The 24,898-nt window shown below is 72.7% G+C and carries 19 protein-coding genes; 12 read left to right on the top strand and 7 right to left on the bottom strand.

Features of this window, described 5'->3' with window-relative positions; all coding sequences use genetic code 11:
• Window positions 1-12: 12 nt before the first annotated feature.
• Window positions 13-804 carry a PspA/IM30 family protein gene (locus tag ACFWUZ_RS27310; protein WP_384378228.1) on the bottom strand — a complete coding sequence of 264 codons (792 nt, stop codon included), beginning with the start codon at window positions 802-804 and terminating at the stop codon, window positions 13-15.
• A 276-nt stretch (window positions 805-1,080) separates the two neighbouring features.
• Here ACFWUZ_RS27310 and ACFWUZ_RS27305 point away from each other — a divergent pair, with 276 nt between their 5' ends.
• Both ACFWUZ_RS27305 and ACFWUZ_RS27300 read left to right on the top strand, forming a co-directional pair.
• Window positions 1,081-1,689 carry a DUF3043 domain-containing protein gene (locus ACFWUZ_RS27305; RefSeq protein WP_384378225.1) on the top strand — a complete coding sequence of 203 codons (609 nt, stop codon included), beginning with the start codon at window positions 1,081-1,083 and terminating at the stop codon, window positions 1,687-1,689.
• 101 nt (window positions 1,690-1,790) lie between these two features.
• The gene (locus ACFWUZ_RS27300) at window positions 1,791-2,501 is read left to right on the top strand and encodes a class I SAM-dependent methyltransferase (RefSeq protein WP_384378221.1); all 711 of its coding nucleotides are present in this window, start codon (window positions 1,791-1,793) and stop codon (window positions 2,499-2,501) included.
• Window positions 2,502-2,593: 92 nt separating this feature from the next.
• On the opposite strand, the gene ACFWUZ_RS27295 is transcribed toward ACFWUZ_RS27300, so the two are convergent.
• A complete protein-coding gene (locus ACFWUZ_RS27295; protein ID WP_384378218.1) occupies window positions 2,594-2,806 on the bottom strand; it encodes a hypothetical protein in 213 nt (70 codons plus the stop codon).
• Window positions 2,807-2,910: 104 nt separating this feature from the next.
• Between ACFWUZ_RS27295 and ACFWUZ_RS27290 the strand changes: the two genes are divergently transcribed.
• From ACFWUZ_RS27290 to ACFWUZ_RS27270, 5 genes are all read left to right on the top strand, one after another.
• Window positions 2,911-4,113, top strand: a complete 1,203-nt coding sequence (locus tag ACFWUZ_RS27290; protein ID WP_384378215.1) for a bifunctional adenosylcobinamide kinase/adenosylcobinamide-phosphate guanylyltransferase — start codon at window positions 2,911-2,913, stop codon at window positions 4,111-4,113.
• A gap of 107 nt (window positions 4,114-4,220) precedes the next feature.
• Window positions 4,221-5,288: a nicotinate-nucleotide--dimethylbenzimidazole phosphoribosyltransferase gene (gene cobT, locus ACFWUZ_RS27285; RefSeq protein ID WP_384378212.1), complete on the top strand. Its 1,068-nt coding sequence runs from the start codon at window positions 4,221-4,223 to the stop codon at window positions 5,286-5,288.
• A gap of 84 nt (window positions 5,289-5,372) precedes the next feature.
• Window positions 5,373-7,268, top strand: coding sequence for a phosphatidylglycerol lysyltransferase domain-containing protein (locus ACFWUZ_RS27280; RefSeq protein ID WP_384378209.1), 1,896 nt, complete (start codon window positions 5,373-5,375; stop codon window positions 7,266-7,268).
• A gap of 43 nt (window positions 7,269-7,311) precedes the next feature.
• Window positions 7,312-7,479, top strand: coding sequence for a hypothetical protein (locus tag ACFWUZ_RS27275; protein WP_384378330.1), 168 nt, complete (start codon window positions 7,312-7,314; stop codon window positions 7,477-7,479).
• A 74-nt stretch (window positions 7,480-7,553) separates the two neighbouring features.
• On the top strand, window positions 7,554-8,729 hold the full coding sequence (locus ACFWUZ_RS27270) for a sensor histidine kinase (RefSeq protein ID WP_384378323.1): 1,176 nt from the start codon (window positions 7,554-7,556) through the stop codon (window positions 8,727-8,729).
• A 3-nt stretch (window positions 8,730-8,732) separates the two neighbouring features.
• Here ACFWUZ_RS27270 and ACFWUZ_RS27265 read toward each other — a convergent pair whose 3' ends face one another.
• The 5 genes from ACFWUZ_RS27265 to ACFWUZ_RS27245 form a co-directional block, all read right to left on the bottom strand.
• On the bottom strand, window positions 8,733-9,563 hold the full coding sequence (locus ACFWUZ_RS27265) for an endo alpha-1,4 polygalactosaminidase (protein ID WP_384378206.1): 831 nt from the start codon (window positions 9,561-9,563) through the stop codon (window positions 8,733-8,735).
• Window positions 9,560-10,222: a spherulation-specific family 4 protein gene (locus ACFWUZ_RS27260; RefSeq protein WP_384378203.1), complete on the bottom strand. Its 663-nt coding sequence runs from the start codon at window positions 10,220-10,222 to the stop codon at window positions 9,560-9,562. Before ACFWUZ_RS27260 ends, ACFWUZ_RS27265 begins: the two co-directional genes overlap by 4 nt.
• A 105-nt stretch (window positions 10,223-10,327) precedes the next feature.
• Window positions 10,328-11,923, bottom strand: a complete 1,596-nt coding sequence (locus ACFWUZ_RS27255) for a hypothetical protein (RefSeq protein WP_384378200.1) — start codon at window positions 11,921-11,923, stop codon at window positions 10,328-10,330.
• A complete protein-coding gene (gene pelF, locus ACFWUZ_RS27250; RefSeq protein ID WP_384378197.1) occupies window positions 11,920-13,497 on the bottom strand; it encodes a GT4 family glycosyltransferase PelF in 1,578 nt (525 codons plus the stop codon). Before pelF ends, ACFWUZ_RS27255 begins: the two co-directional genes overlap by 4 nt.
• 183 nt (window positions 13,498-13,680) lie before the next feature.
• Entirely contained in the window at window positions 13,681-15,708 is a 2,028-nt protein-coding gene (locus ACFWUZ_RS27245; protein WP_384378194.1) for a hypothetical protein, read from the bottom strand.
• Window positions 15,709-16,065: 357 nt separating this feature from the next.
• Between ACFWUZ_RS27245 and ACFWUZ_RS27240 the strand changes: the two genes are divergently transcribed.
• From ACFWUZ_RS27240 to aceE, 5 genes are all read left to right on the top strand, one after another.
• Complete coding sequence (locus tag ACFWUZ_RS27240) at window positions 16,066-17,604, top strand: leucyl aminopeptidase (protein WP_384378191.1); 1,539 nt, start codon at window positions 16,066-16,068, stop codon at window positions 17,602-17,604.
• 300 nt (window positions 17,605-17,904) lie between these two features.
• Window positions 17,905-19,293 carry a dihydrolipoyl dehydrogenase gene (gene lpdA, locus ACFWUZ_RS27235; RefSeq protein ID WP_384378188.1) on the top strand — a complete coding sequence of 463 codons (1,389 nt, stop codon included), beginning with the start codon at window positions 17,905-17,907 and terminating at the stop codon, window positions 19,291-19,293.
• Between the two features lie 52 nt (window positions 19,294-19,345).
• Window positions 19,346-21,175 carry a 2-oxoglutarate dehydrogenase, E2 component, dihydrolipoamide succinyltransferase gene (gene sucB, locus ACFWUZ_RS27230; RefSeq protein ID WP_384378185.1) on the top strand — a complete coding sequence of 610 codons (1,830 nt, stop codon included), beginning with the start codon at window positions 19,346-19,348 and terminating at the stop codon, window positions 21,173-21,175.
• 133 nt (window positions 21,176-21,308) lie between these two features.
• Entirely contained in the window at window positions 21,309-21,932 is a 624-nt protein-coding gene (locus tag ACFWUZ_RS27225; protein WP_384378320.1) for a GntR family transcriptional regulator, read from the top strand.
• 220 nt (window positions 21,933-22,152) lie between these two features.
• Window positions 22,153-24,837, top strand: a complete 2,685-nt coding sequence (aceE, locus tag ACFWUZ_RS27220; protein ID WP_384378182.1) for a pyruvate dehydrogenase (acetyl-transferring), homodimeric type — start codon at window positions 22,153-22,155, stop codon at window positions 24,835-24,837.
• The last annotated feature ends 61 nt before the right edge of the window (window positions 24,838-24,898 follow it).

Genomic DNA, 24,898 nt, shown 5'->3' with positions numbered 1-24,898 from the left:
ACGGGTCCCGTCCTACTGCTTGTCGAACCGGTGCTGGCCCTGGGGCTGCTGCCCGGCGCCCGGGGCGCCGCCCTCGAGGGCCTGCTGCTGCGCGGACGGACCGCCCGCCAGCTCGGCCTTCATCCGCTGGAGCTCCAGCTCCACGTCCGTACCGCCCGACAGGCGGTCCAGCTCGGTCTGGATGTCGTCCCGGGCCAGCCCGGACTGGTCGTCCAGGGCCCCGGAGGCCAGCAGCTCGTCGATCGCGCCCGCGCGGGCCTGCAGCTGCGCCGTCTTGTCCTCGGCCCGCTGGATGGCCAGGCCGACGTCGCTCATCTCCTCGGAGATCCCGGAGAAGGACTCCGCGATCCGGGTCTGCGCCTGGGCCGCGGTGTACGTGGCCTTGATGGTCTCCTTCTTGGTGCGGAAGGCGTCCACCTTGGCCTGGAGGCGCTGCGCGGCGAGCGTCAGCTTCTCCTCCTCGCCCTGCAGGGTCTGGTGCTGCACCTCCAGGTCGCTGACCTGCTGCTGGAGCGAGGCGCGGCGGGACAGGGCCTCGCGGGCCAGGTCCTCGCGGCCGAGGGCGAGCGCCTTGCGGCCCTGCTCCTCCAGCTTGGCGGACTGCCCCTGGAGCTGGTTGAGCTGCAGCTCCAGGCGCTTGCGGGAGGTCGCCACGTCGGCCACCCCGCGGCGCACCTTCTGCAACAGCTCCAGCTGCTTCTGGTACGAGTAGTCGAGGGTCTCGCGCGGGTCCTCGGCCCGGTCCAGGGCCTTGTTCGCCTTCGCGCGGAAGATCATCCCCATACGCTTCATGACACCGCTCATGGGCTTCGCGCGCCCCCTTCTAGACGGACTGTGCTCCAGGTCACCGACAGAACCCACAGTACGGGCCCTGTCTCCATTACCGCACTGTTCGCGGACGGATGCGCTCCTCCTCCAGGACGACTGCTCCGCCGCCGGGTCAGGCGTAAGGAGTAGGTGCGCCCCCGGCGCGATGCCGGGAGGAGGGGTCCACCGGCCCGAACCCTGCACAGGGAAGACGCCCGCCGTTGCCGGATCGTTCCCCGCCGGGGTGGGGGCCGTGCCTTCCACCACGTAGGCTTGGGTTTTGTGTTTGGTAGCCGCTCCTCCAAGGAAGAGAAGGCCGCCGCCACCGACAAGGTGAGCGCCGACCTCTCGCAGCCCCGTGACCCGCAGGCCCCGAAGGGCCGCCCGACGCCGAAGCGTGCTGTGGCTCAGTCGCAGCGCAAGGCCGTCGTGGCCTCGACCGGCAACCGCAAGGAGGACGCAAAGCGAGCCCGAGAACGCCGCCGGGTAGAGATGGCCAAGCAGCGCGAGGCGCTGGCCAGCGGCGACGAGCGTTACCTGCCCGTCCGTGACAAGGGCCCCGTCCGCCGGTACGTCCGCGACTTCGTGGACTCCCGCTTCTTCGTCGCCGAACTGTTCCTGCCCCTGGCAGTGATCATCCTGGTGCTCAGCATGGTGCGGGTGCCGTCGATCCAGAACATCGCCCTGCTGCTGTGGCTCGGCGTGATCGCCCTGATCATCGTCGACTCCGTCGGCCTGGTCTTCCGCCTGCGCAAGGCCCTCGTCCAGCGCTTCCCCGACGAGCCGCGCCGCGGTGCCGTCGCGTACGGCCTGATGCGCACCCTCCAGATGCGCCGGCTCCGCCTGCCGAAGCCGCAGGTCAAGCGCGGGGAACGGCCCTGAGCCGAGTAAGGCCCGGAGCGTCGGGAGACGGCTTCGCTGAGGGGGCACGGCTCTGGCTGGAGGGCCTGGGGGGGCTGCGCAACGCCGTCCGCCAGGAACTGGTGGGCCGGCAGGTCGACGAGCAGATCGCGCACCGCTTCCCCGTCGGGCAGCGGCTGCGCGTCCTCGACGTCGGCATGGGCCAGGGCACCCAGGCGCTGCGTCTCGCCCGCGCCGGGCACAAGGTGACGGGTCTGGAGCAGGACCCGGGCATGCTGGCCGTCGCCCAGGAGGCGCTGGCGGGTGAACCCGCCGGGATCCGCGACCGGGTCCGCCTCATGGAGGGCGACGGCCGCGAGACCGGCGCCCACTTCCTGCCGGGCAGCTTCGACGTGGTGCTGTGCCACGGGGTGCTCATGTACGTGCCCGAGCCGGACGCCATGCTCGCCGGGCTGGCCCGCATGCTCGCCCCGGGCGGACTGCTGTCCCTGCTGGTGCGCAACGGCGACGCGCTCGCCATGCGGCCCGGGCTGAGCGGTGACTGGAAGGGCGCGCTGGCCGCCTTCGACAGCGTCGACTACACGAACCGGCTGGGCCTCGACGTGCGCGCCGACCGGCTCGCCGAGCTGACGGCCACGCTCTCCGGGATCGGTGCGCCGGTCCAGGCCTGGTACGGCGTACGCGTCTTCACCGACGGGACGGAGGCCGGTGAGGCCCTTCCGCAGGACGGGGAGCTGGAGCGGCTGCTGGCCGCCGAGGACCGTGCCGGGCGGACCGACCCCTACCGCGGCGTCGCCGCGCTGCTGCACCTGTGCGGGGTCCGCGGCCAGTAGCCCTCCGGGGGCGGGGCGGGACCGAACGGCCCCGGGGCGCCCGGGGGCCGGGCCCGGGCCGAGCCCGGGCCCGGCCGACGGGCTCCGCAGGGTCAGGCGTCCAGTGCCTCGCGCAGGCTCATGGTGTAGAGCTCGGTGCCGTTGTCGTCCGACAGCTTCACCTGCTCCGCACCGCCCTCCAGCAGCTCCTTCCAGACCTCGCCGATCCAGGACTCCGCGTCCCCCTGCGTGGTGAACTCCTCCGGTTCCACCGCCGGGCTGGTCTCGCTGCCGTCGGCCTTCTCGAACCGCCACGTCCACGCCATGTCCGCCTCCGTTGCTCGTCCGCTGCTCACACGCTTCTCGCCTTGAGTGTGCCCGCAGAGTAACCGGGCGCGCAGCAGTCCCGGCGACGCGGGAGGATCATCCTGTGGAACTCACTCTGCTCGGCACCGGCACACCCGAGGGCCTGCCCCGTCCCGGATGCCCCTGCGCCGCCTGCGCGGTCTCCGTCGGCACCCTCTCCCGCGCCGCCACGGCCGTACTCGTCGACGGGGCGCTGCTGCTCGACCTGACCCCCGGGGCGGTACTGGCCGGCGCCCGGGCCGGGCATTCGCTGGCCGGCGTACGGCAGGTCCTGCTGACCCACCCGCACGACGGCCCGGCCGTCGAGCTGCCGCCCGGGCTGCCGGCCGCGGGGCGGGTGCCGGACGGGCGGGAGCTGTCGGTGATCTCCGGCCACCGGGTGCGGGCGGTGCCGATGGACGCGCCGGGCACCGGGTACGAGGTCACCGGCCCGGACGGCGGCCGGCTGCTGTACCTGCCGCCGGGCGGTGCCCCGGCGGGGGCCCGCGTCCCCGCCGGGCGGCCGTACGACGTGGTCCTCGCCGACGTGCTGGGCCGGCCCGAGGCGCTGGCGCGGCTGCGGGCGACCGGCGCGGTCGGCCCCGCCACGGACGTGATCGCCGTGCACCTGGACCACGACGTCCCCCCGGGCCCGGAGCTGGACCGCCGCTGCGCCGCCGCGGGGGCCCGGACGGTGCCGGACGGCACCACGGTGCTCGTGGGCGAGTACCGCGCGGCGCCCGGCCTGCCGCGCCGGACCCTCGTACTGGGCGGGGCCCGGTCGGGCAAGTCCTACGAGGCGGAGCGGCGCCTGGCGGCCTTCCCCGAGGTGGTGTACGTGGCCACCGGGGGCGGCCGTGACGGGGATGCGGAGTGGGCGCAGCGGGTCGGTCTGCACCGGGAGCGGCGCCCCTCGTCCTGGCGGACGGTGGAGACCTGCGAGGTGGCGCCGCTGCTCGCGGACAGCGGGCCGCCGCTGCTGGTCGACTGCCTGGCGCTGTGGCTGACGGACGCGATGGACACGGCCGGGGCCTGGGACGACTCCGTCTGGGCCAAGGGCGGCCGGTCCCAGCTGCACGAACGGACGGCGGAGCTGGCCGCGGCGGTCCGTTCGACGCGGCGTCAGGTGGTGCTCGTCAGCAACGAGGTCGGCTCGGGGGTCGTCCCGGCGACGGCCTCGGGGCGGCGCTTCCGCGACGAGCTGGGCCGCCTGAACGCGGCGGTCGCCGGCGAGTGCGAGCACGTGCTCCTGGTGGTCGCGGGACAGGCGGTCGTACTCAAGCAGTAGGGGGCACGGTGCGCGGCCCGGAACCGTCGGACAGGCACCCGCGGGCCGGCCGGATCATGGCCGGACACCCCCCGGGGGCAGGCCTCACCGGCTGTACGCTTCGGCAGATGAGCACGCTGAATCTCGACGACTTCTCCGATCTGATCGAGCGCCCCGACGGGGGCGTCCGGCGTGACGCCGAGGACCGCCGTGAACGGCTGGCCGTGCCGCCCGGCGCGCTGGGCCGGCTCGACGACCTCGCCGAGTGGCTCGCCGCCGCGCAGGGGCAGGTGCCGGTCAGGCCGGTCGAGCATCCCCGTGTGGTGCTCTTCGCCGCCGACCACGGGATCGCCTCCCGGGGCGTCTCCGCCCGGGCCGCCTCCAGCGGGCACGAGCTGGTGCGCGCCGTGCTGGAGGGGACCAGCCCCGTCGCCGTCCTGGCCCGCCGGCTCGGCGCGGGCGTCCGCATCGTCGACGCCGGGCTGGACTGCGACCCCGGCCTGCTCCCCGAGGACGTGGTCCGCCACCGCGTCCGGCGCGGCAGCGGGCGGATCGACGTCGAGGACGCGCTGACGGCGGAGGAGGCCGAGTCCGCGCTGCGGCTCGGGATGCGCATCGCCGACGAGGAGGCCGACTCCGGGACGGACCTGGTCGTCCTCGGTGACCTGAGCGTCGGCGGGACCACCGTCGCCGCCACGCTCGTCGCCGCCATGTGCGGGACGGATGCCTCCGTGGTGACCGGCCGCGGCGGTCTGCCCATCGACGACCTGGCCTGGATGCGCAAGTGCGCGGCGATCCGCGACGCGCTGCGCCGGGCCCGCCCGGTCCTCGGCGACCAGGTGGCGCTGCTGGGGGCCGTCGGCGGTGCGGACGTGGCCGCGATCACCGGCTTCCTGCTCCAGTGCGCGGTGCGCCGTACGCCGGTCATCCTGGACGGCGTGGTCTCGGCGGCCTGCGGCCTGGTGGCCCAGCGGGCCGCCTTCCGGGCGCCCGACTGGTGGCTGGCCGGCCAGGCGAGCGGCGAACCGGGTCAGGCGAAGGCGCTGGACCGGATGGCGCTCAACCCTCTCCTCGACCACGGCGTCACAGTGGGTGAAGGTACTGGGGCCTTGCTGGCGCTTCCCCTGGTCCAGGCGGCCGCCGCACTCGCGGCGGAACTGCCGGAGCGGGCGGTGGCGCCGGAGCCGACGGAGTGAGCCACCGGGACCCGCGGCCCTGACCAGGCCGTGGCTCCCGGACCGCCCACGCACGGACGGCGGCGCCCCATATGATCGCTTTTTATGGGAGAGGTCCGTTTGACCAGCGCAGAGACCGCCCGGGGCACCACCTCGGTACCCGGTCAGGCATCCGGCAGGAAAGGGACCGGCGGCGACCCCGCCGGCAAGGGGGCAGGGGGCGGCCGGGAGACCGGCAGGGGGAGCGCCCGCTCGCGGCGGGGGGCCGCGTTCGCGGTGTGGTACCTGCGGGCCGTCACCTTCGTCAACTTCCTCAGCGCGGTGTGGCTTTCGCTCGGGCAGGACCTGCGCAGGCACAACACCGCCGACTTCTACACCCCGTACCTCCTCACGGCGGGCTTCGCCTCCGGCCTGTTCTCACTGCTGCTCGCCGTCACCATGGGCCGGCGCAAGCGGGCCGCCTGGATCCTGAACCTGGCGGTGAGCGGCGCCCTGCTGCTGGCCTTCGCCGTGGCGGCCTTCGCGCCCTGCACCGGCGGCCGTTGGAACATGTGCTACCCCGAGTTCCGGGACCACGCCCAGAACTGGGTCTCGCTCGGGCTGACCGCCGCCTTCGTCGGCGCCCTGCTGGTGGGCCGCCGCGAGTTCTACGCCCGCGGCGACCGCTCCAACCCCGCCCTGGCCACCGTCGTGGCCGCGGTGGGCCTGCTGGTCACCTCGCTGGTCGCGGCCCTGCTCGTCGGCGCCGCCAACACCGACCCCGACGCCTCCGAGGCCTCCTTCCTGGCCCGCTGGCGGTACGGCGTGATGCGGCTGGTCACCCTGGCCCCGGACGACCGGATCCACCACGCCATCACCACGCCCGGCTGGGTGGACGTCTTCATCAACTTCATGTCGATGATGCTGCTGCTCGCCGTTCTGTTCGCGGCCTTCCGTTCGCGTCGCGCCGTCGACCCGATCACCGAGGAGGACGAGGAGCGGCTGCGGGCGCTGCTCGCCGGACAGGGCGAGCGGGACTCGCTCGGCTATTTCGCGCTGCGCCGCGAGAAGTCGGTGATCTGGTCCCCCACCGGCAAGGCCGCCGTCACCTACCGCGTCGTGGGCGGGGTCTCGCTGGCCTCCGGCGACCCGATCGGCGACCCCGAGGCGTGGCCCGGCGCCATCGAGCCCTGGCTGGCCGAGGCCCGCGAGCACGGCTGGGTCCCGGCCGTGATGGGGGCGAGCGAGGAGGCCGGGCAGATCTACGCGCGGCACGGCCTGGACGCGCTGGAGCTCGGCGACGAAGCCATCGTGGAGACCGCCGAGTTCACCCTGGAGGGCCGCGCCATGCGGACCGTCCGCCAGGCGTACAACCGCGTCAAGCGGGCCGGGTACACGGTCCGGATCCGCCGTCACGCGGACATCCCGGCCGAGGAGATGGACGAGCTGCTGCGCCGCGCCGACGACTGGCGCGACGGTGCGACGGAACGCGGGTTCTCGATGGCGCTGGGCCGTCTGGGCGACCCCGGAGACGGCCAGTGCGTGATGCTGGAGTGCACCGACGGCAAGGGCGACCTGCGCGCGGTGCTGTCCTTCGTGCCGTGGGGGCCGAAGGGGCTGTCGCTGGACCTGATGCGCCGTGACCGGGACTCCGAGAACGGTCTGATGGAGTTCATGGTGATCGAACTCCTGGAGCGCTCCAAGGAGATCGGGGTCACCCAGGTCTCGCTGAACTTCGCCATGTTCCGGTCGGTCTTCGAGCGCGGTTCCAGGCTCGGCGCCGGTCCGGTCCTGCGCATGTGGCGCTCGCTGCTGAGCTTCTTCTCCCGGTGGTGGCAGATCGAGTCCCTCTACCGGGCCAACGCCAAATACCGGCCGATCTGGGAACCGCGGTTCATGCTCTTCGAGAAGAGTTCGGACCTGCTGCGGATCGGCATCGCGGCGGGACGGGCCGAGGGCTTCCTGGAGGCTCCCGGCCTTCCGAAGTGGCTGCACCGCAGACACCTGGGGACCCGCCGTTGACAGCCCGGACCACAGCCCCGCTGCGGCGGTTCGCCCGCCGCGAGTGGGGCCCCTGTTCCGGACCGTCCGGGACGCGCTCGTCCGCGGGAAGTGGTTCGTCCCCGCCCCGGACCTGCCGGTCCGGGGCGCCCTCGCGCAGATCCTGATCGTCTTCGGGATCGCGGAGACCTGCATCGGCTGGTGGCGCACGCCGCCGGTGGACACCCTCTGAGCAGGACACCGGTCAGGCCGTACCGTATCGGGGTGACGACAGACCTCGGGCCGTTCGCGCCCACCCGGCAGTGGATGCGGGCCCATCCGCTGGCCACCGACGCCGTGCTCGCGGCCGGGGCGTTCGTCTCCATGGTCGTCGGCTCCTTCGCCGATCCGCACGGGCCGCACGGGCCCACCTTCGGGACCCGGACCCCCGACCCGGTCTCGCTCCTGCTGATGCTGCTCGGCGCCGCGGTCCTGGTGCTGCGGCGCCGGCATCCGCGCGCCGTGCTCGCGGTGACCTGCGGGCTCTCCCTGCTGGAGCTGACCACCGGGGAACCGCGGGCACCCGTCGCCATGTGCACCGTGATCGCCCTGTACACCGTGGCCGCCCACACCGACCGGCCCACGACCTGGCGGATCGGGCTGCTGACCATGGCGGGGCTGACCGGCGTGGCCATGCTGGCCGGGCCGCTGCCCTGGTACGCACAGGAGAACATCGGGATCTTCGCCTGGACGGGGATGGCCGCTGCCGCCGGGGACGCGGTGCGCAGCCGGCGGGCCTTCGTCGACGCCATCCGGGAGCGGGCCGAACGGGCCGAACGGACCCGGGAGGAGGAGGCCCGCCGGCGGGTCGCCGAGGAACGGCTGCGGATCGCCCGGGACCTGCACGACGTGGTGGCCCACCACATCGCCCTGGTCAACGTGCAGGCGGGGGTGGCGGCGCACGTCATGGACAAGCGGCCGGACCAGGCCAAGGAGGCGCTCGCCCACGTACGGGACGCCAGCCGGTCGGCGCTCAACGAGCTGCGGGCCACGGTGGGGCTGCTGCGGCAGTCCGGTGACCCGGAGGCCCCGACCGAGCCGGCGCCGGGGCTGTCCGTACTGGACGAACTGGTGGACACCTTCCTGCACGCCGGGCTGCCCGTGCGGGTGATGGTCCAGCTGGGCGGCGGGGACGGGCCGCTGCCCGCGGCCGTGGACCTGGCGGCGTACCGGGTGATCCAGGAGGCCCTGACCAACGTCCGCAAGCACGCGGGCGCGGGGGCCAGGGCCGAGGTCAGCGTCGTGCGGGTCGGCTCCTCGGTGGAGGTGACCGTCCTGGACGACGGGGGCTCCCCGGCGGACGGGGCGGCCGAGCCGGCCGAGCCCGGTGGGGGCCACGGCCTGCTCGGGATGCGCGAGCGCACCACCGCCCTGGGCGGGTCCTGCTTCGCGGGACCGCGCTTCGGGGGCGGCTACCGGGTCCACGCGATCCTGCCCCTCTGAGCGTCAGCAGGCCTTGCGCCAGGCTCCGAGGTCGTAGCGCTTCTGCAGGGAGCTGAACTTCAGCGCGCGCGCCTGTTCGCAGAACCGGGCCGCGGACAGCTCGTACTCGACGTGGAAGACGGCCTTGCCGGCCTCGATGAAGGGGGTCAGCCGTTCGCACTCCCGGTACTGGGCGCACTGCTCGTTGACCGCGAAGTCGAACTCGCCGACCAGCTGCGGGATCTGGTCGAGGTCGTTCTTCAGGCCGACCGCCAGGCCCCGGTCGTGGGCGAGCTTCGCGATCAGCCGGTTGTACGCGAGCTGGTCCTCGGCGGTGAGCGGGAAGCCGGAGGTGTTGCGGTAGGCGTCCATGTTGTCGGGTTCCACCGCGTCGAAGCCCTTGTCGCGGCACATGTCGAACCGTGCGGCGACGAGCGGCTCCAGCTCGGTCAGCCGCCGGATGTCCAGCCAGCGCTCGCCCTCCCAGCCGTTGCCCCGGCCGAGCAGCTCCTTCGGGAAGGCGTCCGCGTCCGGGCGGAAGTCCTCCCAGGCTCCGGTGGACACGTAGCAGATGGTCCTGCGTCCGGCCTTCCTCAGGGCCGAGACCTGCTCCTTGGTGGTGGTGAACCCGTCGAGGTCGTAGACGGGCACGTCCACCGAGGTGTCGAGCTTCCCGGTGAGCTGCCACTGCCAGCCCGTCCCCGGCCGGGGCTGCCAGCGCTCCCCGGGCGCCCGGTCGGGCCAGGGCCCGCTCTCCCCGTCCTCCGGCCCGGCCGTACAGGCGGCGAGCAGCAGGAGCGGTACGAGGAGCAGCAGCGGGCCGCGCAGGCGCAGTCGGTCGCGGAAACGGTTCATCCCGCTGCCTCCAGGGCGTACGGGAGGGTTCCCCACGGGTGGGCGCCGGTTCCGGGCACCGCGCAGTGCACCCCGGCGCCGCGCTGGGTGGCCAGTTCCCCGGCGAGTCCGGCGGCGCCGGCGCCCGGCGGGACGGCGTAGACGAGGTGGCAGAACCGCTGGGCGGGGTGGTCCGCGGTCCAGGGCGGTGCCGCGGCCGCGTCCCGGTAGGCGTCCCAGGGCCCTTCGAAGGTGACGAGCAGGTCGGCGAGTTCGGCGTAGCGCGGGTGCGGGTGGACCCCGTGGTTGAGGACGAGGGTACGGGCGCCCGCGGCGCGGGCGGCGACCGCGAGGCGCTCGTAGTGCGGCAGCAGTTCGGGGCCGGCTGCGGCCTGGTCGAGGAAGGCCCCGTCGGTTCCGTACCAGTCGCGGTGGCGCAGCAGGTCCTGCACCACGGCCGCGTGGGGGCGCCGCCCGTAGTCGGTGTCGGCGTACCCGAGGACGGGTACCCCGGCCTCGCGCAGCCGCTCGGCGACCAGGGCGAACCGGGCGTCGGGAGCCTCGCCCGGGCCGCTGTCGGGGTTGAGCACCACCGAGTGCAGCCGGCCCGCGGCGTCGATGAGCCGTTCCCAGGCGTCGGGCCGGTCGGCGGGGTGCTCGTAGAGGGGCACCAGCAGCATGACGTCCTTCTTCTGTGCGTTCGTACGCTCTCGTGCGTTCTCGTACGCTCTCGTGCGTTCTCGGGACGGGTGGAGTCGTTTCACGTGTTCCGGGGGAGCCGGTGCTCAGCGGTGTGCCGTGGCCCGGCCGAGGAGCAGGCAGACCAGGCCGGCCAGTACGGCCGCGGCCGTGCCCGCCACCACGAGCTGTACCACCCGGGGCTGCCCCAGCCCGGTCAGCAGGGCCAGGCTCTGGGCGACCGCGGCCGAGGCGCAGACCGCGGCGGCGGGCCGGACCGCCCCGAAGGACTGCAGCAGCAGCCCGGTCCACATCACGGTGCCGAGCAGCAGGAGCGTCGCCACCCGGACGGCGGTGAGGCCCGGGGCGCCCGGCCAGAGCAGGGTTCCGGTCAGGCCCAGGGCCAGCAGTACGACCAGGTACACGGCGAGGCAGCGGGTCAGGGTGGCGAGCATCCGGCGCCAGAACGCCCGGGGCGAGCGGGCCGCCCGCAGCCCGGCGAGGCTGCCGCTGCGGAACCGGTGGAGGAGCCATTCTGCGGGGCCCATGCTGAGGGTGAGGGCCACCGCCGAGGGCGCGGCGACGGCCTCGGCCGGGCCTCCGGCGAGCACCTCCCCGAGCGCGGCGTACAGGACGAGCAGGCCGGTGCCGAGGCCGAAGACCCCGTAGGGCACGGAGTCCCCGAGCCGGGGCCCGCGGGGCCGGAACTCCTCCTCGGCGCCCCGCAGCATCCGCCAGCGGACCGGCCCCTCCCCCGGCCGGCGCTCCGCCCAGCCCCGGATCCTGCGGGCCGCCGCCCGCGCGCCCTCGGCCAGGGGCAGTTCCCGTACGGCCAGGGTGCAGGCGGCGACCAGGGACACCACGAGAAGGGAGACCCGGACCGGCACGGGCAGGTCCACGAAGAGCGCGAGCAGGGCCCCCGCGGCCATCGGGGCGAGCGCGCGGAGCAGGACGCGCTCGCGGCCGAGGACGAGCAGGACGGTGGCGGCCCCGACGTAGAGCGCCTGTCCGGCGGCGAAGGCGTACGAGAAGGGCGGTCCGCCGGGGACCGCCATCGCGGCGGCGGTCCCCAGCACGGATCCGGCGGGGGCCCCGAGGAGCAGGGTCCGTCCGGCGGCGGCCCGGTCGCCGAGGCCGAGCCAGGAGTAGGCCCGGTGGGACAGGGTCTGGTCCCAGACCCAGCCGATGAGGGCCCCGGCGAGCAGGGTCAGCGTCCCGGCGGGCAGGCCCAGCCGGTCCGGCGGGCCTTCCAGGAGGGGCGCGCCGAGGACGTAGGCCAGGCCGGGCAGGGCGAAGATCACCCCGCGCAGCAGGCAGGCGGTGAGGGACACCTTCCAGGGGTCGGGGACGTCGACCGGTTCCGGGAAGGCCCGGGGCACCCGGGCGTAGAGGTCCTCGGCGAGCGCGAAGGAGTCGTGGCGCCCGTAGGTGAGCCGGATGTACTCGTCGGTCATGCCGTCGGATTCGAGGACGGCGGCGATCTCGTCGGGGTGGACGGCCGCGGCGACGAACACGTCCAGACGCCGGGCGAGTTCGTCCATCGGGTCGGTGGCGGGGCCTTCGCGGCGCGGCCGGGGGATGCCGGGCAGGGCGTCGGCGGCCCCCGGTGGCCGGGCCGTGCCGCGGCGGCCGGCCGCGGCGTGCCCCGCGGGCACCCGGTGGCCGTCCGGTCCGGGCGGCTTGAGCCAGAGCGAACCGCTCACCACGAGCCCCCTTCGGCGGTGTCGGCCTGGGGGCGGCCCAGGGCGGCGAGTTCCCGGTAGTAGGGGGCGGCGAGCCGCTGGGTCCAGGCGTCGCCCTCGTGGACGGGCAGGACGGGCTGGCCGGCGAGTTCCCGGTAGATGTGCCGGAAGCCGTCCACGGACCGGTGGAGGGTGAACTTCTCCACCACCCGCTCGCGGGACATCCGGCCGAGTTCGGCGCGGCGTCCGGCGTCGCGGAGCAGGGCGAGGGTGGCGCGGGCCATGGTCTCGGGTTCGCGCGGGGGGACGACGAGGCCGGTGTCGCCGACGGCCTCGCGCACCCCGCCGACGTCGGTGGAGACGGTGGTGCGGCCGCAGGACATGGCCTCGATGATGCTGAAGGGGAAGCCCTCGCTGATGCTGGAGAGCATCACGACCGTGCCGGCCGCGTACGCCCGGGCGACCTGGTCGATGCGGCCCTCGTAGGTGATCCCGTCGGCCACCCCGAGTCCGGCGGCGAGTTCCTCCAGGCGGAGCTGGTACTCCTCGCAGCCGGCCGGGACGGGGCCGAAGAGACGCAGCCGCAGGGCGGGCAGTTCCTCGCGCATGAAGGCGTAGGCGCGGATGAGGGTTTCGAGGTCCTTGATCGGGTCGATCCGGCCGCACCAGCTCAGGGTGGGCACCTCGGGTTCGGGGCCGGCCGCGGGGAAGGCGTGCGGGTCGACGCCGTTGTAGACGGTGCGGATCCGGTCGGAATCGGCGCCTCCGCGCTCCTCCCAGCGGCGGTTGTACTGGTTGCAGGGGGTGATCAGGTCGGCCTGCCGGTAGCCCTCGGTGTTCAGTTCCCGGTAGAAGCCGAGCATGAGGGCCTTGACGGGCCAGCGCTGGGCTGCGGTGCGGTAGCCGAGGTAGCGCTCGCGCAGGTAGATGCCGTGTTCGGTGAGGAGGAAGGGCACTCCGTCGAGCCGTTTGGCCGCGAGGGCCGGGAGGGTGGCCAGGCCGCTGCTGACGGCGTGCGCGACGCTGTCGGGCGGGATGCGGACGGCGAGCGGCCGCAGCGCGTGCTCCAGCAGGTCGGTGGCGGTCAGCGCGTCGTGGATGGTGGGCGCCGCCTCGGCGGTGGCGAGGCCCGGCCGGGTCCAGACGGCCATCAGGAGCCGCAGGACGGACTCGGAGCGCAGGGCGGGGGCGAGCTTCCCGGCCCGGGCGAGGAGGGCCAGTTCGCGCAGGGCCTCGGAGAAGGCGGGGCCCGCGGGGCCGGCGGGCGGATCGAGCAGGGCGAGCAGGAAGGCCTCGTAGACCTCGGCGAAGCGGCGGTGGGCCTTGCCCCGCAGCGCCGTGCGGCGCCCGCGACCGAAGGGGAACCGACCGGCGGCGGCCGGTGCCGGGCCCCAGAGCGGGACGGCGGTGTGGCGGTAGACGTTGCGCGGGAGCTCCCAGGTGACCGGCTCGCGCCCGGAGCCGGTCAGGGCTATGACGTTGAAGTCGACCTCCGGCATCCCGCGGACCAGTTGGTCGCACCAGGTGCTGACGCCCCCGTGGACGTGCGGATAGGTGCCTTCGGTGAGCATCGTGACGTGACGCCCATGGCTCATGCGGTGTGTCCCCCCAGGACTCTTTCTCTGAAGCTCGTTCGCCTCCGGGGCACTGTCGTCGCTCCAGGAGGGCGTGCGTCCTCGGAGGCCGCGCGTACTTCGCGGTCTCCTGCGGACGCTCGCCCTCCTTCGCCGACAGGTCCCCTTCGGCTCACTCACCCGTGCATGCGGTGCGGCGGCAGGTCAGCTGGGCAGGCGCAGCGTGACGGCGCTCTGGAGCAGTTCGGGCCCCGTCCAGGTGGAGCGGGTGCCGGCGTAGGCGGTGCCGAAGTCCGCGGTCCCGAGGAGGAGTTGCTTCTTGGTGCCGGTGGGAGCGGTGACCGGGGCCACGACGCCGGCGGGCGCCTTGACGGTGACGGCCGTGCCGATGCGGTAGGCGGTCACCTTGTCGGCGGAGAGGGCCGCGTCCCAGGCGGCGCGGCGGCTGAGTTCGACGCCGGTGTCCTTCATGCTCTGGTTCACGATCGGCGCGCTCGGCGCGTAGAGGGTGCGGTAGGTGTCGAGGACCTGGTCGAGCACCGGGTACAGGGTGCGGTCCTCGGCCAGGTTGGACTGGTGCACGTAGTGCGGCCGCGGGTCGTTGGCCAGTACGTGACGCAGGGCCGTGCGGGCCTCCTGCGGGACGATGTGGTCCAGGTAGCCGGTGTCCGGGTCCACCGGGGCGGGCAGGCAGGTGGAGGTCGCCGGGTTGTCCTCGCAGACGCCGCTGCCGCCGTGCGCGCGGCTGGTGTAGATCCAGTTGTACTCGTCGGCCATCTCCGCGTTGGTGCCCGTGTTGTAGTACACGTTCATCGGGTGGCGCGGGACGGTCAGGGCGGCGCCCACGGTGCGCTGGGCGGGTTCGCGGGAGTTGTCGCTGCCCGCCCACTTCACGCCGTTGTCGGCCAGCGCTCCGGCCAGGTTGGGGTTGTCCTGGGCCTGCTGCGGACTGGTCCTGAGCCCCGAGTGCTCACCGGTGACCAGCTCGGTGCGGTCGATGGCGATGCCCTTGGAGGCGGCCCAGTTGTTGTTGTCCCGGATCTGCGCGGAGATCTCCGCCCGGCTCATGTACTGGATCTGGCCCTGGGCGTTCTTGACGCAGCTCCACGGCACGGTGGCGGTGTTCTGGACGCAGCCGAGGAAGGGGTGGGTGTAGGTGTGGTTCATCCAGCGGAACCTGGACCGGTCGGCGACCAGCTGGGCGGTCAGCGCGTCGACGCCTCCGTTCTCCGCCTTCCACTCCTCCCCGGCGCCGCCGTTGAAGAGCATGTCGAGCTTGAAGTTCTTGGACGTCTGCCACTGCACGGCGTACTGCGCGTCGGCGGCGGTCATCCGGATGGTGCTCTCCTTGCCCTCGCCGCCGGGGCAGGCGTAGTCGCCGGGCGTGCAGTTGAGCTCCTTGTTCCAGCGCGCGTCGGGGGCGAAGACGTCGTCGACGTGGACGGCGAAGTAGTTGCGGCTCTGGCCGAGGTGGACCCCCTGGGTGAGCCATTCGACGATGCCGCGGGCGAGCAGCCGGAACTGCTGCTGGTGCTGGTTGTAGCCGAAGGTGACGACCAGCTCGCTGCGCCCGTCGTGGGTGTACTCGCCGACGAGCGAGGCCCGTCCGGAGCCGACGGGGGCGTCGAGGTAGCTGGTGTAGCCGGGGCGCGGCTTGCCCATGAAGCCGAAGCTCTCGGGGACGAGCACCGAGTTGTCCTCGAAGGCGACCTGGCCGCCGAGGTAGCCGAAGGGGCCCGCCTTGCCGGCCGGGGTGACCGCGGCTCGGGTGCCGTCGAGCCGGCCGCTGTACCCGCCGTTGTCGGTGTACTCCAGCCCCACGCCCGGGTGGGCCCAGGTGTAGGCGTCGACCTGGCGGATGCCGTACGTCGTCTCGTACGCGGCCAGGGCGGCCATCTCGGGCGAGCCCTCGCCGAAGGGGTTCTCGTTCGGCAGGACGACGCCCTGGTACTTCGCGCGCGGCCGGCCGTCGACCGTGTCGCTGAGGTACGCCGCATCGATGACCGGGCGGCTGCTGCTGCCGAGCTGCACGCGGGTGAAGGGCACGCCGGTGTCCCGGAGCTCGGCGGTGATCGCCTCGACCGAGCTGCCGCCGTCGTCGACGACCAGCACCTTCAGGTCGATGCGCGGTGCCGACGCCGCCTGGGCGGTCGCGGCGGGCAGTGCGACGGACATCAGGGCCGCCGCCGCGCATGCGGCGGCGATCCTGTTCATCCGGTTCTTGTTGACCATTTCGGCCTTTCCCCCCGCAGGCATCCCTCGACTCCGGCCCTGTGGCGGACGACCGGGCCGGGGAGGCTCTGTGGAAATCATGCAAAGGAACCCCGCGTCCCCTTGCGAGAGTGGACCGAGTCTCTCGGACCTCGTCAGGTCTAAGGGGCAAACCTGGAACAGAGGCCACAGATGGGTGAACCTGTCGGCGTCTCGATCGAACAACTTGCCAAACCTTCGAGTGGCGTACGGGTGAGTACCTGCGCGTAGGCTCGTTTCCGGCGGCCGACGGGCCGGAATACGATCGCTGCGGAGCGGCCGGCGACCCTGACGCGACCGCAGCCCCGCACACACAAACGGAAGCGAGACTTCACCACCGTGACTGCTCTGACTCTCAGCACTGCCGGCGCGGCGACGCTGCGCGCCGACGCCCTCGTGGTCGGCGTGGCGAAGGGCCCCAAGGGCCCGGTCGTCGCGCAGGGCGCCGAGGCCGTGGACAAGGCCTACGACGGAAAGCTCGCCGCCGTGCTCGACGCCCTCGGCGCGTCGGGCTCCGAGGGCGAGGTCACCAAGCTGGCGGCCCCGGCCGGCCTCAAGGTTCCCGTCGTGCTGGCGGTCGGGCTGGGATCCGTACCGGAGAAGGACGAGTCCTTCGACGAGGAGGTGCTGCGCCGCGCGGCCGGCGCCGCGGCCCGCGCGCTGCACGGCTGCAAGAAGGCCGCCTTCGCCCTCCCGCTGGACGACGCCTCGGCCGTCACCGCCGTCGCCGAGGGCGCGCTGCTCGGCGCGTACGCCTTCACCGCCTACCAGGGCGGCGAGAAGAAGCGCGCGAACGGCGACCAGCAGGCCGGACCCAAGCAGCCCCTGGCCGAGGTCGCCCTGCTGGGCGCGAAGCCGCGCGACAAGGAGCACAAGGCCGCGGCCGAGCGCGCCACGGTCGTCGCGACCGAGGTCAACATCGCCCGCGACCTGGTCAACACCCCGCCGAACGACCTCACCCCCGAGGCCTTCGCCGCGGTCGCCTCCGCGACCGCGAAGGAGAACGGCGTCAAGGTCCAGATCCTGGACGAGAAGGCGCTGGTCAAGGGCGGCTTCGGCGGCATCATGGGCGTCGGCAAGGGTTCCGAGAACCTGCCGCGCCTGGTGAAGCTCTCCTACACCCACCCCAAGGCGGAGAAGACCCTGGCCTTCGTCGGCAAGGGCATCACCTACGACTCGGGCGGCATCTCCCTGAAGCCGGCCGGCCACAACGAGACGATGAAGTGCGACATGGCCGGCGCCGCCGCCGTCTTCGCCGCCGTCACCGCGGTCGCGAAGCTGGGCCTCCGGGTCAACGTCACCGGCTGGCTCGCGCTCGCCGAGAACATGCCGTCCGGCTCCGCCACCCGCCCCGGTGACGTGCTGCGCATGTACAGCGGCAAGACCGTCGAGGTGCTCAACACCGACGCCGAGGGCCGCCTGGTCCTCGGCGACGCGCTGACCCGCGCCTCGGAGGACAACCCGGACGCGATCGTCGACGTGGCCACCCTGACCGGCGCCATGGTGCTGGCCCTGGGCAACCGCACCTTCGGCATCATGGCCAACGACGAGGCCTTCCGCACGTCGATCCACGAGATCGCCGAGGAGGTCGGCGAGGCCTCGTGGCCGATGCCGCTCCCCGAGGACCTGCGCAAGGGCATGGACTCCCCCACCGCCGACATCGCCAACATGGGCGAGCGCATGGGCGGCGGCCTGGTGGCCGGCCTCTTCCTGCGGGAATTCGTCGGCGAGGGCATCACCTGGGCCCACCTCGACATCGCCGGCCCGGCCTTCCACGAGGGTGCCCCGTACGGCTACACCCCCAAGGGCGGCACCGGCTCCGCGGTGCGCACCCTGGTGCGCCTCGCGGAGCGCACCGCCACGGGCGACCTGGGCTGACGCAGCCCCGTCCGGCCGGATGTGACATGTCTCAAGCCCTGGTCCTCCACTCGACCAGGGCTTGAGGCGTGTTCACCGACAACGAAATCCGTAGGTTTCTACGCACTGGTAACCCCAGCTTCGGGCAGAACGACCTGCCACATCGTGGGCCCGGCGTCCCGCGTTCCCCCGACAAATGCGAAGATGGGTTCTCGGCAGGACAGGGCCCCCACCACAGGGCCGAAGAACTAGCGGCCGATTACCAGCCGCCGCCCGGTCACAGAGGACCGGTGCCCGGCGCACATGCATGGAGGACGTGACGTGGCGAACGACGCCAGCACCGTTTTCGACCTAGTGATCCTCGGCGGTGGCAGTGGCGGTTACGCCGCGGCGCTGCGCGCATCCCAGCTGGGTCTGGACGTTGCCCTGATCGAGAAGAACAAGCTCGGCGGCACCTGCCTGCACAACGGCTGCATCCCCACGAAGGCTCTGCTGCACGCGGGCGAGATCGCGGACCAGGCCCGCGAGGCGGCCCAGTTCGGTGTCAAGGCCTCTTTCGAGGGCATCGACATCGCGGGTGTGCACAAGTACAAGGACGAGGTCATCTCGGGCCTGTACAAGGGCCTGCAGGGCCTGGTCGCCTCCCGCAAGGTGACGTACATCGAGGGTGAGGGCCGCCTCTCCTCGCCGACTTCCGTCGACGTGAACGGCCGGCGCATCCAGGGCCGCCACGTCCTGCTGGCGACCGGCTCCGTGCCGAAGTCGCTGCCGGGCCTGAACATCGACGGCAACCGCATCATCTCCTCGGACCACGCGCTGGTCCTGGACCGCGTGCCGCAGTCCGCGATCGTGCTGGGCGGCGGCGTCATCGGCGTCGAGTTCGCCTCGGCGTGGAAGTCCTTCGGCACCGACGTGACCGTCGTCGAGGGCCTCAAGCACCTCGTCCCGGTCGAGGACGAGAACAGCTCGAAGCTGCTGGAGCGCGCGTTCCGCAAGCGGGGCATCAAGTTCAACCTCGGCACCTTCTTCGACAAGGCCGAGTACACGGAGAACGGCGTGCGCGTCACGCTGGCCGACGGCAAGACCTTCGAGGCCGAGGTGCTGCTGGTCGCCATCGGCCGCGGCCCGGTCTCGCAGGGCCTGGGCTACGAGGAGCAGGGCGTCGCGATGGACCGCGGCTACGTCCTGGTCGACGAGTACATGCAGACCAACGTGCCGACCATCTCGGCCGTCGGCGACCTCGTCCCGACCCTCCAGCTCGCGCACGTCGGCTTCGCCGAGGGCATCCTGGTCGCGGAGCGTCTGGCCGGTCTCAAGACCGTCCCGATCGACTACGACGGTGTCCCGCGCGTCACCTACTGCCACCCCGAGGTTGCTTCCGTCGGCATCACCGAGGCCAAGGCCAAGGAGATCTACGGCGCGGACAAGGTCGTGGCCCTCAAGTACAACCTCGCGGGCAACGGCAAGAGCAAGATCCTCAAGACCGCGGGCGAGATCAAGCTCGTCCAGGTCAAGGACGGTGCCGTGGTCGGCGTCCACATGGTCGGTGACCGGATGGGCGAGCAGGTCGGCGAGGCCCAGCTGATCTACAACTGGGAGGCTCTGCCGGCCGAGGTCGCGCAGCTCATCCACGCGCACCCGACCCAGAACGAAGCGATGGGCGAGGCCCACCTGGCCCTCGCCGGCAAGCCGCTTCACTCCCACGACTGATCGTCCGGGCGCGACGACCACTTCCGCACATTCGTTAGGAGCAACTGAAACCATGTCGGTTTCCGTAACCCTTCCGGCGCTCGGAGAGAGCGTGTCCGAGGGCACTGTCACCCGCTGGCTGAAGGCCGAGGGCGAGCGCGTCGAGGCCGACGAGCCGCTTCTCGAAGTGTCGACCGACAAGGTCGACACCGAGATCCCCTCGCCCGTCTCCGGCATCCTGGCCTCCATCAAGGTCGCCGAGGACGAGACCGTCGAGGTCGGCGCCGAGCTGGCCGTCATCGACGACGGCTCCGGCGCCCCCGCCGCTGCTGAGGCTCCGGCCGCCGAGCCGGCCGCTGAGGCTCCGGCCGCCGAGGCCCCGGCTGCTGAGGCCCCGGCCGCTGAGGCTCCGGCCGCGGAGGCCCCCGCGGCCCCCGCCCCGGCCGCCGAGGCGCCCGCCGACGCTGCCCCGGCAGCGTCCGGCACCGATGTCGTGCTCCCCGCCCTGGGCGAGTCCGTCACCGAGGGCACCGTCACCCGCTGGCTGAAGCAGGTCGGCGAGTCCGTCGAGGCGGACGAGCCGCTGCTCGAGGTCTCCACGGACAAGGTCGACACCGAGATCCCCGCGCCGGTCGCCGGCACCCTGCTGGAGATCCTGGTCGGCGAGGACGAGACCGCCGAGGTCGGCGCACGGCTGGCCGTCATCGGCGTGGCCGGTGCCGCCCCCGCGGCCGCCCCGGCCCCCGCTGCCCCGGCCGCCGCCCCCGCGGCTGCTCCGGCTCCGGCTGCTGCTCCGGCTGCCGCCCCGGCTCCGGCTCCGGCCGCTGCTCCGGCTCCGGCTCCGGCTGCCGCCCCGGCCGCCGCTGCGGCTCCGGCTCCGGCTGCCGCCGCTGCGGCTCCGGCTGCTCCGGCTCCGGCCGCTGCGGCTCCGGCCGCCGCCAAGGCCCCGGCCGCCGCCCCGGCGTTCGCCGGTGACGAGGCCGCGTACGTGACCCCGCTGGTGCGCAAGCTCGCCTCGGAGTCCGGCGTCGACCTGTCGCAGGTCTCGGGCACCGGCGTCGGTGGCCGCATCCGCAAGCAGGACGTCCTGGCCGCCGCCGAGGCCGCCAAGGCCGCCGCTGCCGCCCCGGCTCCGGCCGCCGCTGCGGCCGCCAAGGCTCCGGCCGCCGCCGCGGTCTCCGAGCTGCGCGGTCAGACGGTCAAGATGACCCGCATGCGCAAGGTCATCGGCGACAACATGATGAAGGCCCTGCACTCGCAGGCGCAGCTCAGCTCCGTGGTCGAGGTGGACATCACCAAGATCATGAAGCTGCGCGAGAAGGCCAAGGGTGCGTTCCTGGCCCGCGAGGGCGTCAAGCTCTCGCCGATGCCGTTCTTCGTCAAGGCCGCGGCCCAGGCGCTGAAGGCCCACGCGGTCGTCAACGCCCGGATCAACGAGGACGAGGGCACCATCACCTACTTCGACTCGGAGAACATCGGCATCGCCGTGGACTCCGAGAAGGGCCTGATGACCCCGGTCATCAAGGGTGCCGGTGACCTCAACCTGGCGGGCATCTCCAAGGCGACCGCCGACCTGGCCGCCAAGGTCCGCGGCAACAAGATCACGCCGGACGAGCTGTCGGGCGCGACCTTCACCATCAGCAACACCGGTTCGCGCGGTGCGCTGTTCGACACGGTCATCGTGCCGCCGAACCAGGTCGCCATCCTGGGCATCGGCGCCACGGTCAAGCGCCCGGTCGTCGTCGAGACCGCCGAGGGCACGAACATCGGCATCCGCGACATGACGTACCTGACCCTGTCCTACGACCACCGCCTGGTGGACGGCGCGGACGCGGCCCGGTACCTCTCGGCCGTCAAGGCGATCCTGGAGGCCGGCGAGTTCGAGGTCGAGCTCGGCCTGTAGCCGGTCGGCTTGTTACCAGCCTCACCGTCGGCGCCCCCGTCCGGAATACTTCCGGACGGGGGCGCCGCCGTATTGTCTACGCATCAGGCCCCGCGCGATCCCTGCCCACCCATCAGGAGATGAAGCCCCGATGATCACCCCACCCGTCGTGCACTCGCTGCGCGAGCAGATCCGCGAGCACATCGTGGAGGGGATCGTCAGCGGGCGCTGGAAGCCCGGCGAGCGGATCGTGGAGCGCCGGATCGCGGTGGAGCTGGAGGTCAGCCAGACGCCCGTACGGGAGGCCCTGCGCGAGCTGGAGACGCTGCGGCTGATCGAGTCGGCGCCGAACAAGGGCGTGCGCGTACGGAACCTGTCGGCGGCGGACCTGGAGGAGATCTACCCGGTCCGGGCCGGCCTGGAGCAGATCGCGGCGGAGCTGGCCGCGCCCCGGCTGGCGGCTGACTGCTCGGCCCTGGAACCGCACGTCGCCGCCCTGTGGGACGCCGACCGGACCGAGGACGGCACGGCGCAGGTGCGGCACACGGTGGGCTTCCACCGGGAGATGGTGCGGGCGGCGGGGAACAGCGTGCTGCTGCACACCTGGGAGAGCCTGGGCATCGAGGTGTTCACGGCCCTGTCCATCCGCTGGCTCGGCACGGTCCAGAAGTCCTACGCGGAGGAGCACGAGACGCTCGTCGAGGCCTTCCGCAGTCAGGATCCGGACATCGGGCTGCTGGTGAAGCGCCACGTCCTGGGATGCGCCCCGCGCGCCTGACCCGACTGTTTGTCCTGGTTTGCCCGGCACTGCGTGCCTGATTTACTGGCACGCGGTGCCGACTTTTGCCCCCTTGGACATTTCTTCGCCACATTCGTTTGATCGATCATCGATCAGCGATTTACAGTCAACGCGGACCTCAACCAGGTCCGACGACCCTGTCCTGCCCGTCAGGGATTTTTTCACCACCTCTCCTTTGTCCGGAAGGCGGCGCACACCGATGTCCGACCCCGTAGGAAAGCTTCCGAGCGAGCTCGACCAGCTCCCGGACCGCGACACCGAGGAGACCGCCGAATGGGCGGCCTCCCTCGACGCCGTCGCCCAGGCCGCCGGTACGCGCCGCGCCGAATACCTGCTCCGCCGCACGCTCCAGCACGCCGAGGCCGCCGGCCTCGCGCTGCCGAAGCTGCTGGAGACGGACTACGTCAACACCATCCCCACCGCGGCGGAGCCGGAGTTCCCCGGTGACGAGGCGATGGAAGCCAGGATCACCGCCTGGAACCGCTGGAACGCGGCCGCCATGGTGACCCGCGGCTCGAAGTACGGCGTCGGCGGCCACATCGCCACCTTCGCCTCCGCCGCATGGCTGTACGAGACCGGCTTCCAGCACTTCTTCCGCGGGAAGGAGGCCGACGGATCGGGCGACCAGCTCTACATCCAGGGCCACGCCTCCCCCGGCATCTACGCCCGCGCCTTCCTCGACGGGCGGATCTCCGAGCAGCAGCTCGACAACTTCCGCCAGGAGTCCGGCGGCAACGGCCTGCCGTCCTACCCCCACCCACGGCGCCTGCCGTGGCTGTGGGAGTTCCCGACGGTGTCCATGGGCCTCGGCCCGCTCTCCGCGATCTACCAGGCGCGCTTCAACCGCTACCTGCAGAACCGGAGCATCAAGGACACCGCCAGCTCGCACGTCTGGGCCTTCCTCGGCGACGGCGAGATGGACGAGCCCGAGTCGACCGCCGCCCTGGCCCTCGCCTCCCGCGAGCAGCTCGACAACCTGACCTTCGTCATCAACTGCAACCTGCAGCGCCTCGACGGTCCGGTCCGCGCGAACTTCCGCGTGGTCCAGGAGCTGGAGGCCCAGTTCCGCGGCGCCGGCTGGAACGTCATCAAGTCGCTGTGGGGCTCCGCCTGGGACGAGCTGTTCCAGCTCGACACCACGGGCGCCCTCGTACGCCGCCTGCGCGAGGTGCCGGACGCGCAGTTCCAGACGTACGCGACCCGCGACGTGGCCTACATCCGCCAGCACTTCTTCGGCGCCGACGCCGACCTCGTGCAGCTGGCCGGTGTGCTCTCCGACGCGAAGATCGCCGAGTGCTTCCACAGCTCCCGCGGCGGCCACGAGCCCCGCAAGGTCTACGCCGCGTACAAGGCCGCCCTGGAGCACAAGGGCGCTCCGACGGTCATCCTCGCGCAGACCGTCAAGGGCTACACGCTGGGCGCCGGGTTCGAGTCGAAGAACGCGAACCACCAGATGAAGAAGCTGACGATCGACGAGTTCAAGGACATGCGTGACCTCCTCGGCCTGCCGATCCCGGACAGCGCCTTCGCCGACGGCCAGGTCCCGTACGGCCACCCGGGTGCGAACAGCCCCGAGGTCCAGTACCTGAACGAGCGCCGCGCGGCCCTCGGCGGTCCCGCCCCGGCCCGCAAGGTCCACCACGTGGCCCTGCCCGCCCCGGCCGATCGCTCCTTCGCCCCGCTGCTCAAGGGCTCCGGCAAGCAGGAGATGGCCACCACCATGGCCTTCGTCCGGCTCGTCAAGGACCTGATGCGGGACAAGGAGACCGGCAGGCGCTGGGTGCCGATCGTCCCCGACGAGGCCCGTACCTTCGGTATGGAGTCCCTCTTCCCGTCGGCCGGCATCTACTCGCCGCTGGGCCAGACGTACGAGCCGGTCGACCGCGACCAGCTCATGTACTACAAGGAAGCCAAGGACGGCCAGATCCTCAACGAGGGGATCACCGAGGCCGGCGCCATGGCCGACTTCATCGCCGCCTGCACGTCGTACGCGACGCACGGCGAGCCGATGATCCCGTTCTACATCTTCTACTCGATGTTCGGCTGGCAGCGCACCGCCGACCAGATGTGGCAGCTCGCCGACCAGCTCGGCAAGGGCTTCATCGTCGGCGCGACCGCCGGCCGCACCACGCTGACCGGTGAGGGCCTGCAGCACGCGGACGGCCACTCGCACCTGATCGCGTCCACGAACCCGGCGTCGCTCAACTACGACCCGGCCTTCGCGTACGAGATCGCGGTGATCGTCAAGGACGGTCTGCGCCGGATGTACGGCGAGACGCCGGAAGACGTCTTCTACTACCTGACGGTCTACAACGAGCCGAAGGTGCAGCCCGCGATGCCCGAGGGCGTCGAGGAAGGCATCCTCAAGGGCCTGTACCGCTTCAACACGGCGGCCGACCTCGCGGAGGCGGCCCCGGCCGCCGACGCGCCGAAGGTCCAGCTGATGGCCTCCGGTACGGCGATCCACTGGGCGCTGGAGGCGCAGAAGCTCCTCGCCGCCGACTGGAACGTGGCCGCCGACGTGTGGTCCGCCACCTCCTGGGGCGAGCTGCGGCGCGACGCGCTGGAGTGCGACGAGGCGCTGCTGCGCGGCGAGGTGCGCACCCCGTACGTCACCCGCGCGCTGGAGGGGGTCACCAGCCCCGTCCTGGCCGTCTCCGACTGGATGCGCCAGGTCCCGGACCAGATCAGCCAGTGGGTGGAGCAGGACTGGACCTCGCTGGGCACGGACGGCTTCGGTCTGTCCGACACCCGTGAGGGTGCCCGCCGCCACTTCGGTGTCGACGCCCAGTCGATCGTCGTGGCCGCGCTGGCCCAGCTCGCCCGCCGCGGCGAGGTGCCGGCGTCCGCGATCAAGGAAGCCCGCGAGCGCTACGGTCTCTGAGATCTGACCACGGCGTAGGAAAGGCCGGTGTCCACCCCCCGCCAAGGGGGTCGGACACCGG

This window comes from Streptomyces sp. NPDC058646 (assembly GCF_042716875.1).
Taxonomy (GTDB): Bacteria; Actinomycetota; Actinomycetes; order Streptomycetales; family Streptomycetaceae; genus Streptomyces.
The sequence above is the reverse complement of the archived record's forward strand: the minus strand, read 5'-3'. Positions and strand labels throughout refer to the sequence as shown.

What these genes read in the sequence shown, in the direction of transcription:
- ACFWUZ_RS27280 (WP_384378209.1), top strand. Translation starts at nt 5,373, where the DNA reads ATGGGAGAGGTCCGTTTGACCAGCGCAGAGACCGCCCGGGGCACCACC.
- ACFWUZ_RS27260 (WP_384378203.1), bottom strand. Translation starts at nt 10,222, where the DNA reads ATGCTGCTGGTGCCCCTCTACGAGCACCCCGCCGACCGGCCCGACGCC.
- ACFWUZ_RS27310 (WP_384378228.1), bottom strand. Translation starts at nt 804, where the DNA reads ATGAGCGGTGTCATGAAGCGTATGGGGATGATCTTCCGCGCGAAGGCG.
- aceE (WP_384378182.1), top strand. Translation starts at nt 22,153, where the DNA reads ATGTCCGACCCCGTAGGAAAGCTTCCGAGCGAGCTCGACCAGCTCCCG.
- cobT (WP_384378212.1), top strand. Translation starts at nt 4,221, where the DNA reads ATGAGCACGCTGAATCTCGACGACTTCTCCGATCTGATCGAGCGCCCC.
- ACFWUZ_RS27295 (WP_384378218.1), bottom strand. Translation starts at nt 2,806, where the DNA reads ATGGCGTGGACGTGGCGGTTCGAGAAGGCCGACGGCAGCGAGACCAGC.
- ACFWUZ_RS27245 (WP_384378194.1), bottom strand. Translation starts at nt 15,708, where the DNA reads ATGGTCAACAAGAACCGGATGAACAGGATCGCCGCCGCATGCGCGGCG.
- ACFWUZ_RS27265 (WP_384378206.1), bottom strand. Translation starts at nt 9,563, where the DNA reads ATGAACCGTTTCCGCGACCGACTGCGCCTGCGCGGCCCGCTGCTGCTC.
- pelF (WP_384378197.1), bottom strand. Translation starts at nt 13,497, where the DNA reads ATGAGCCATGGGCGTCACGTCACGATGCTCACCGAAGGCACCTATCCG.
- ACFWUZ_RS27270 (WP_384378323.1), top strand. Translation starts at nt 7,554, where the DNA reads ATGCGGGCCCATCCGCTGGCCACCGACGCCGTGCTCGCGGCCGGGGCG.
- sucB (WP_384378185.1), top strand. Translation starts at nt 19,346, where the DNA reads ATGTCGGTTTCCGTAACCCTTCCGGCGCTCGGAGAGAGCGTGTCCGAG.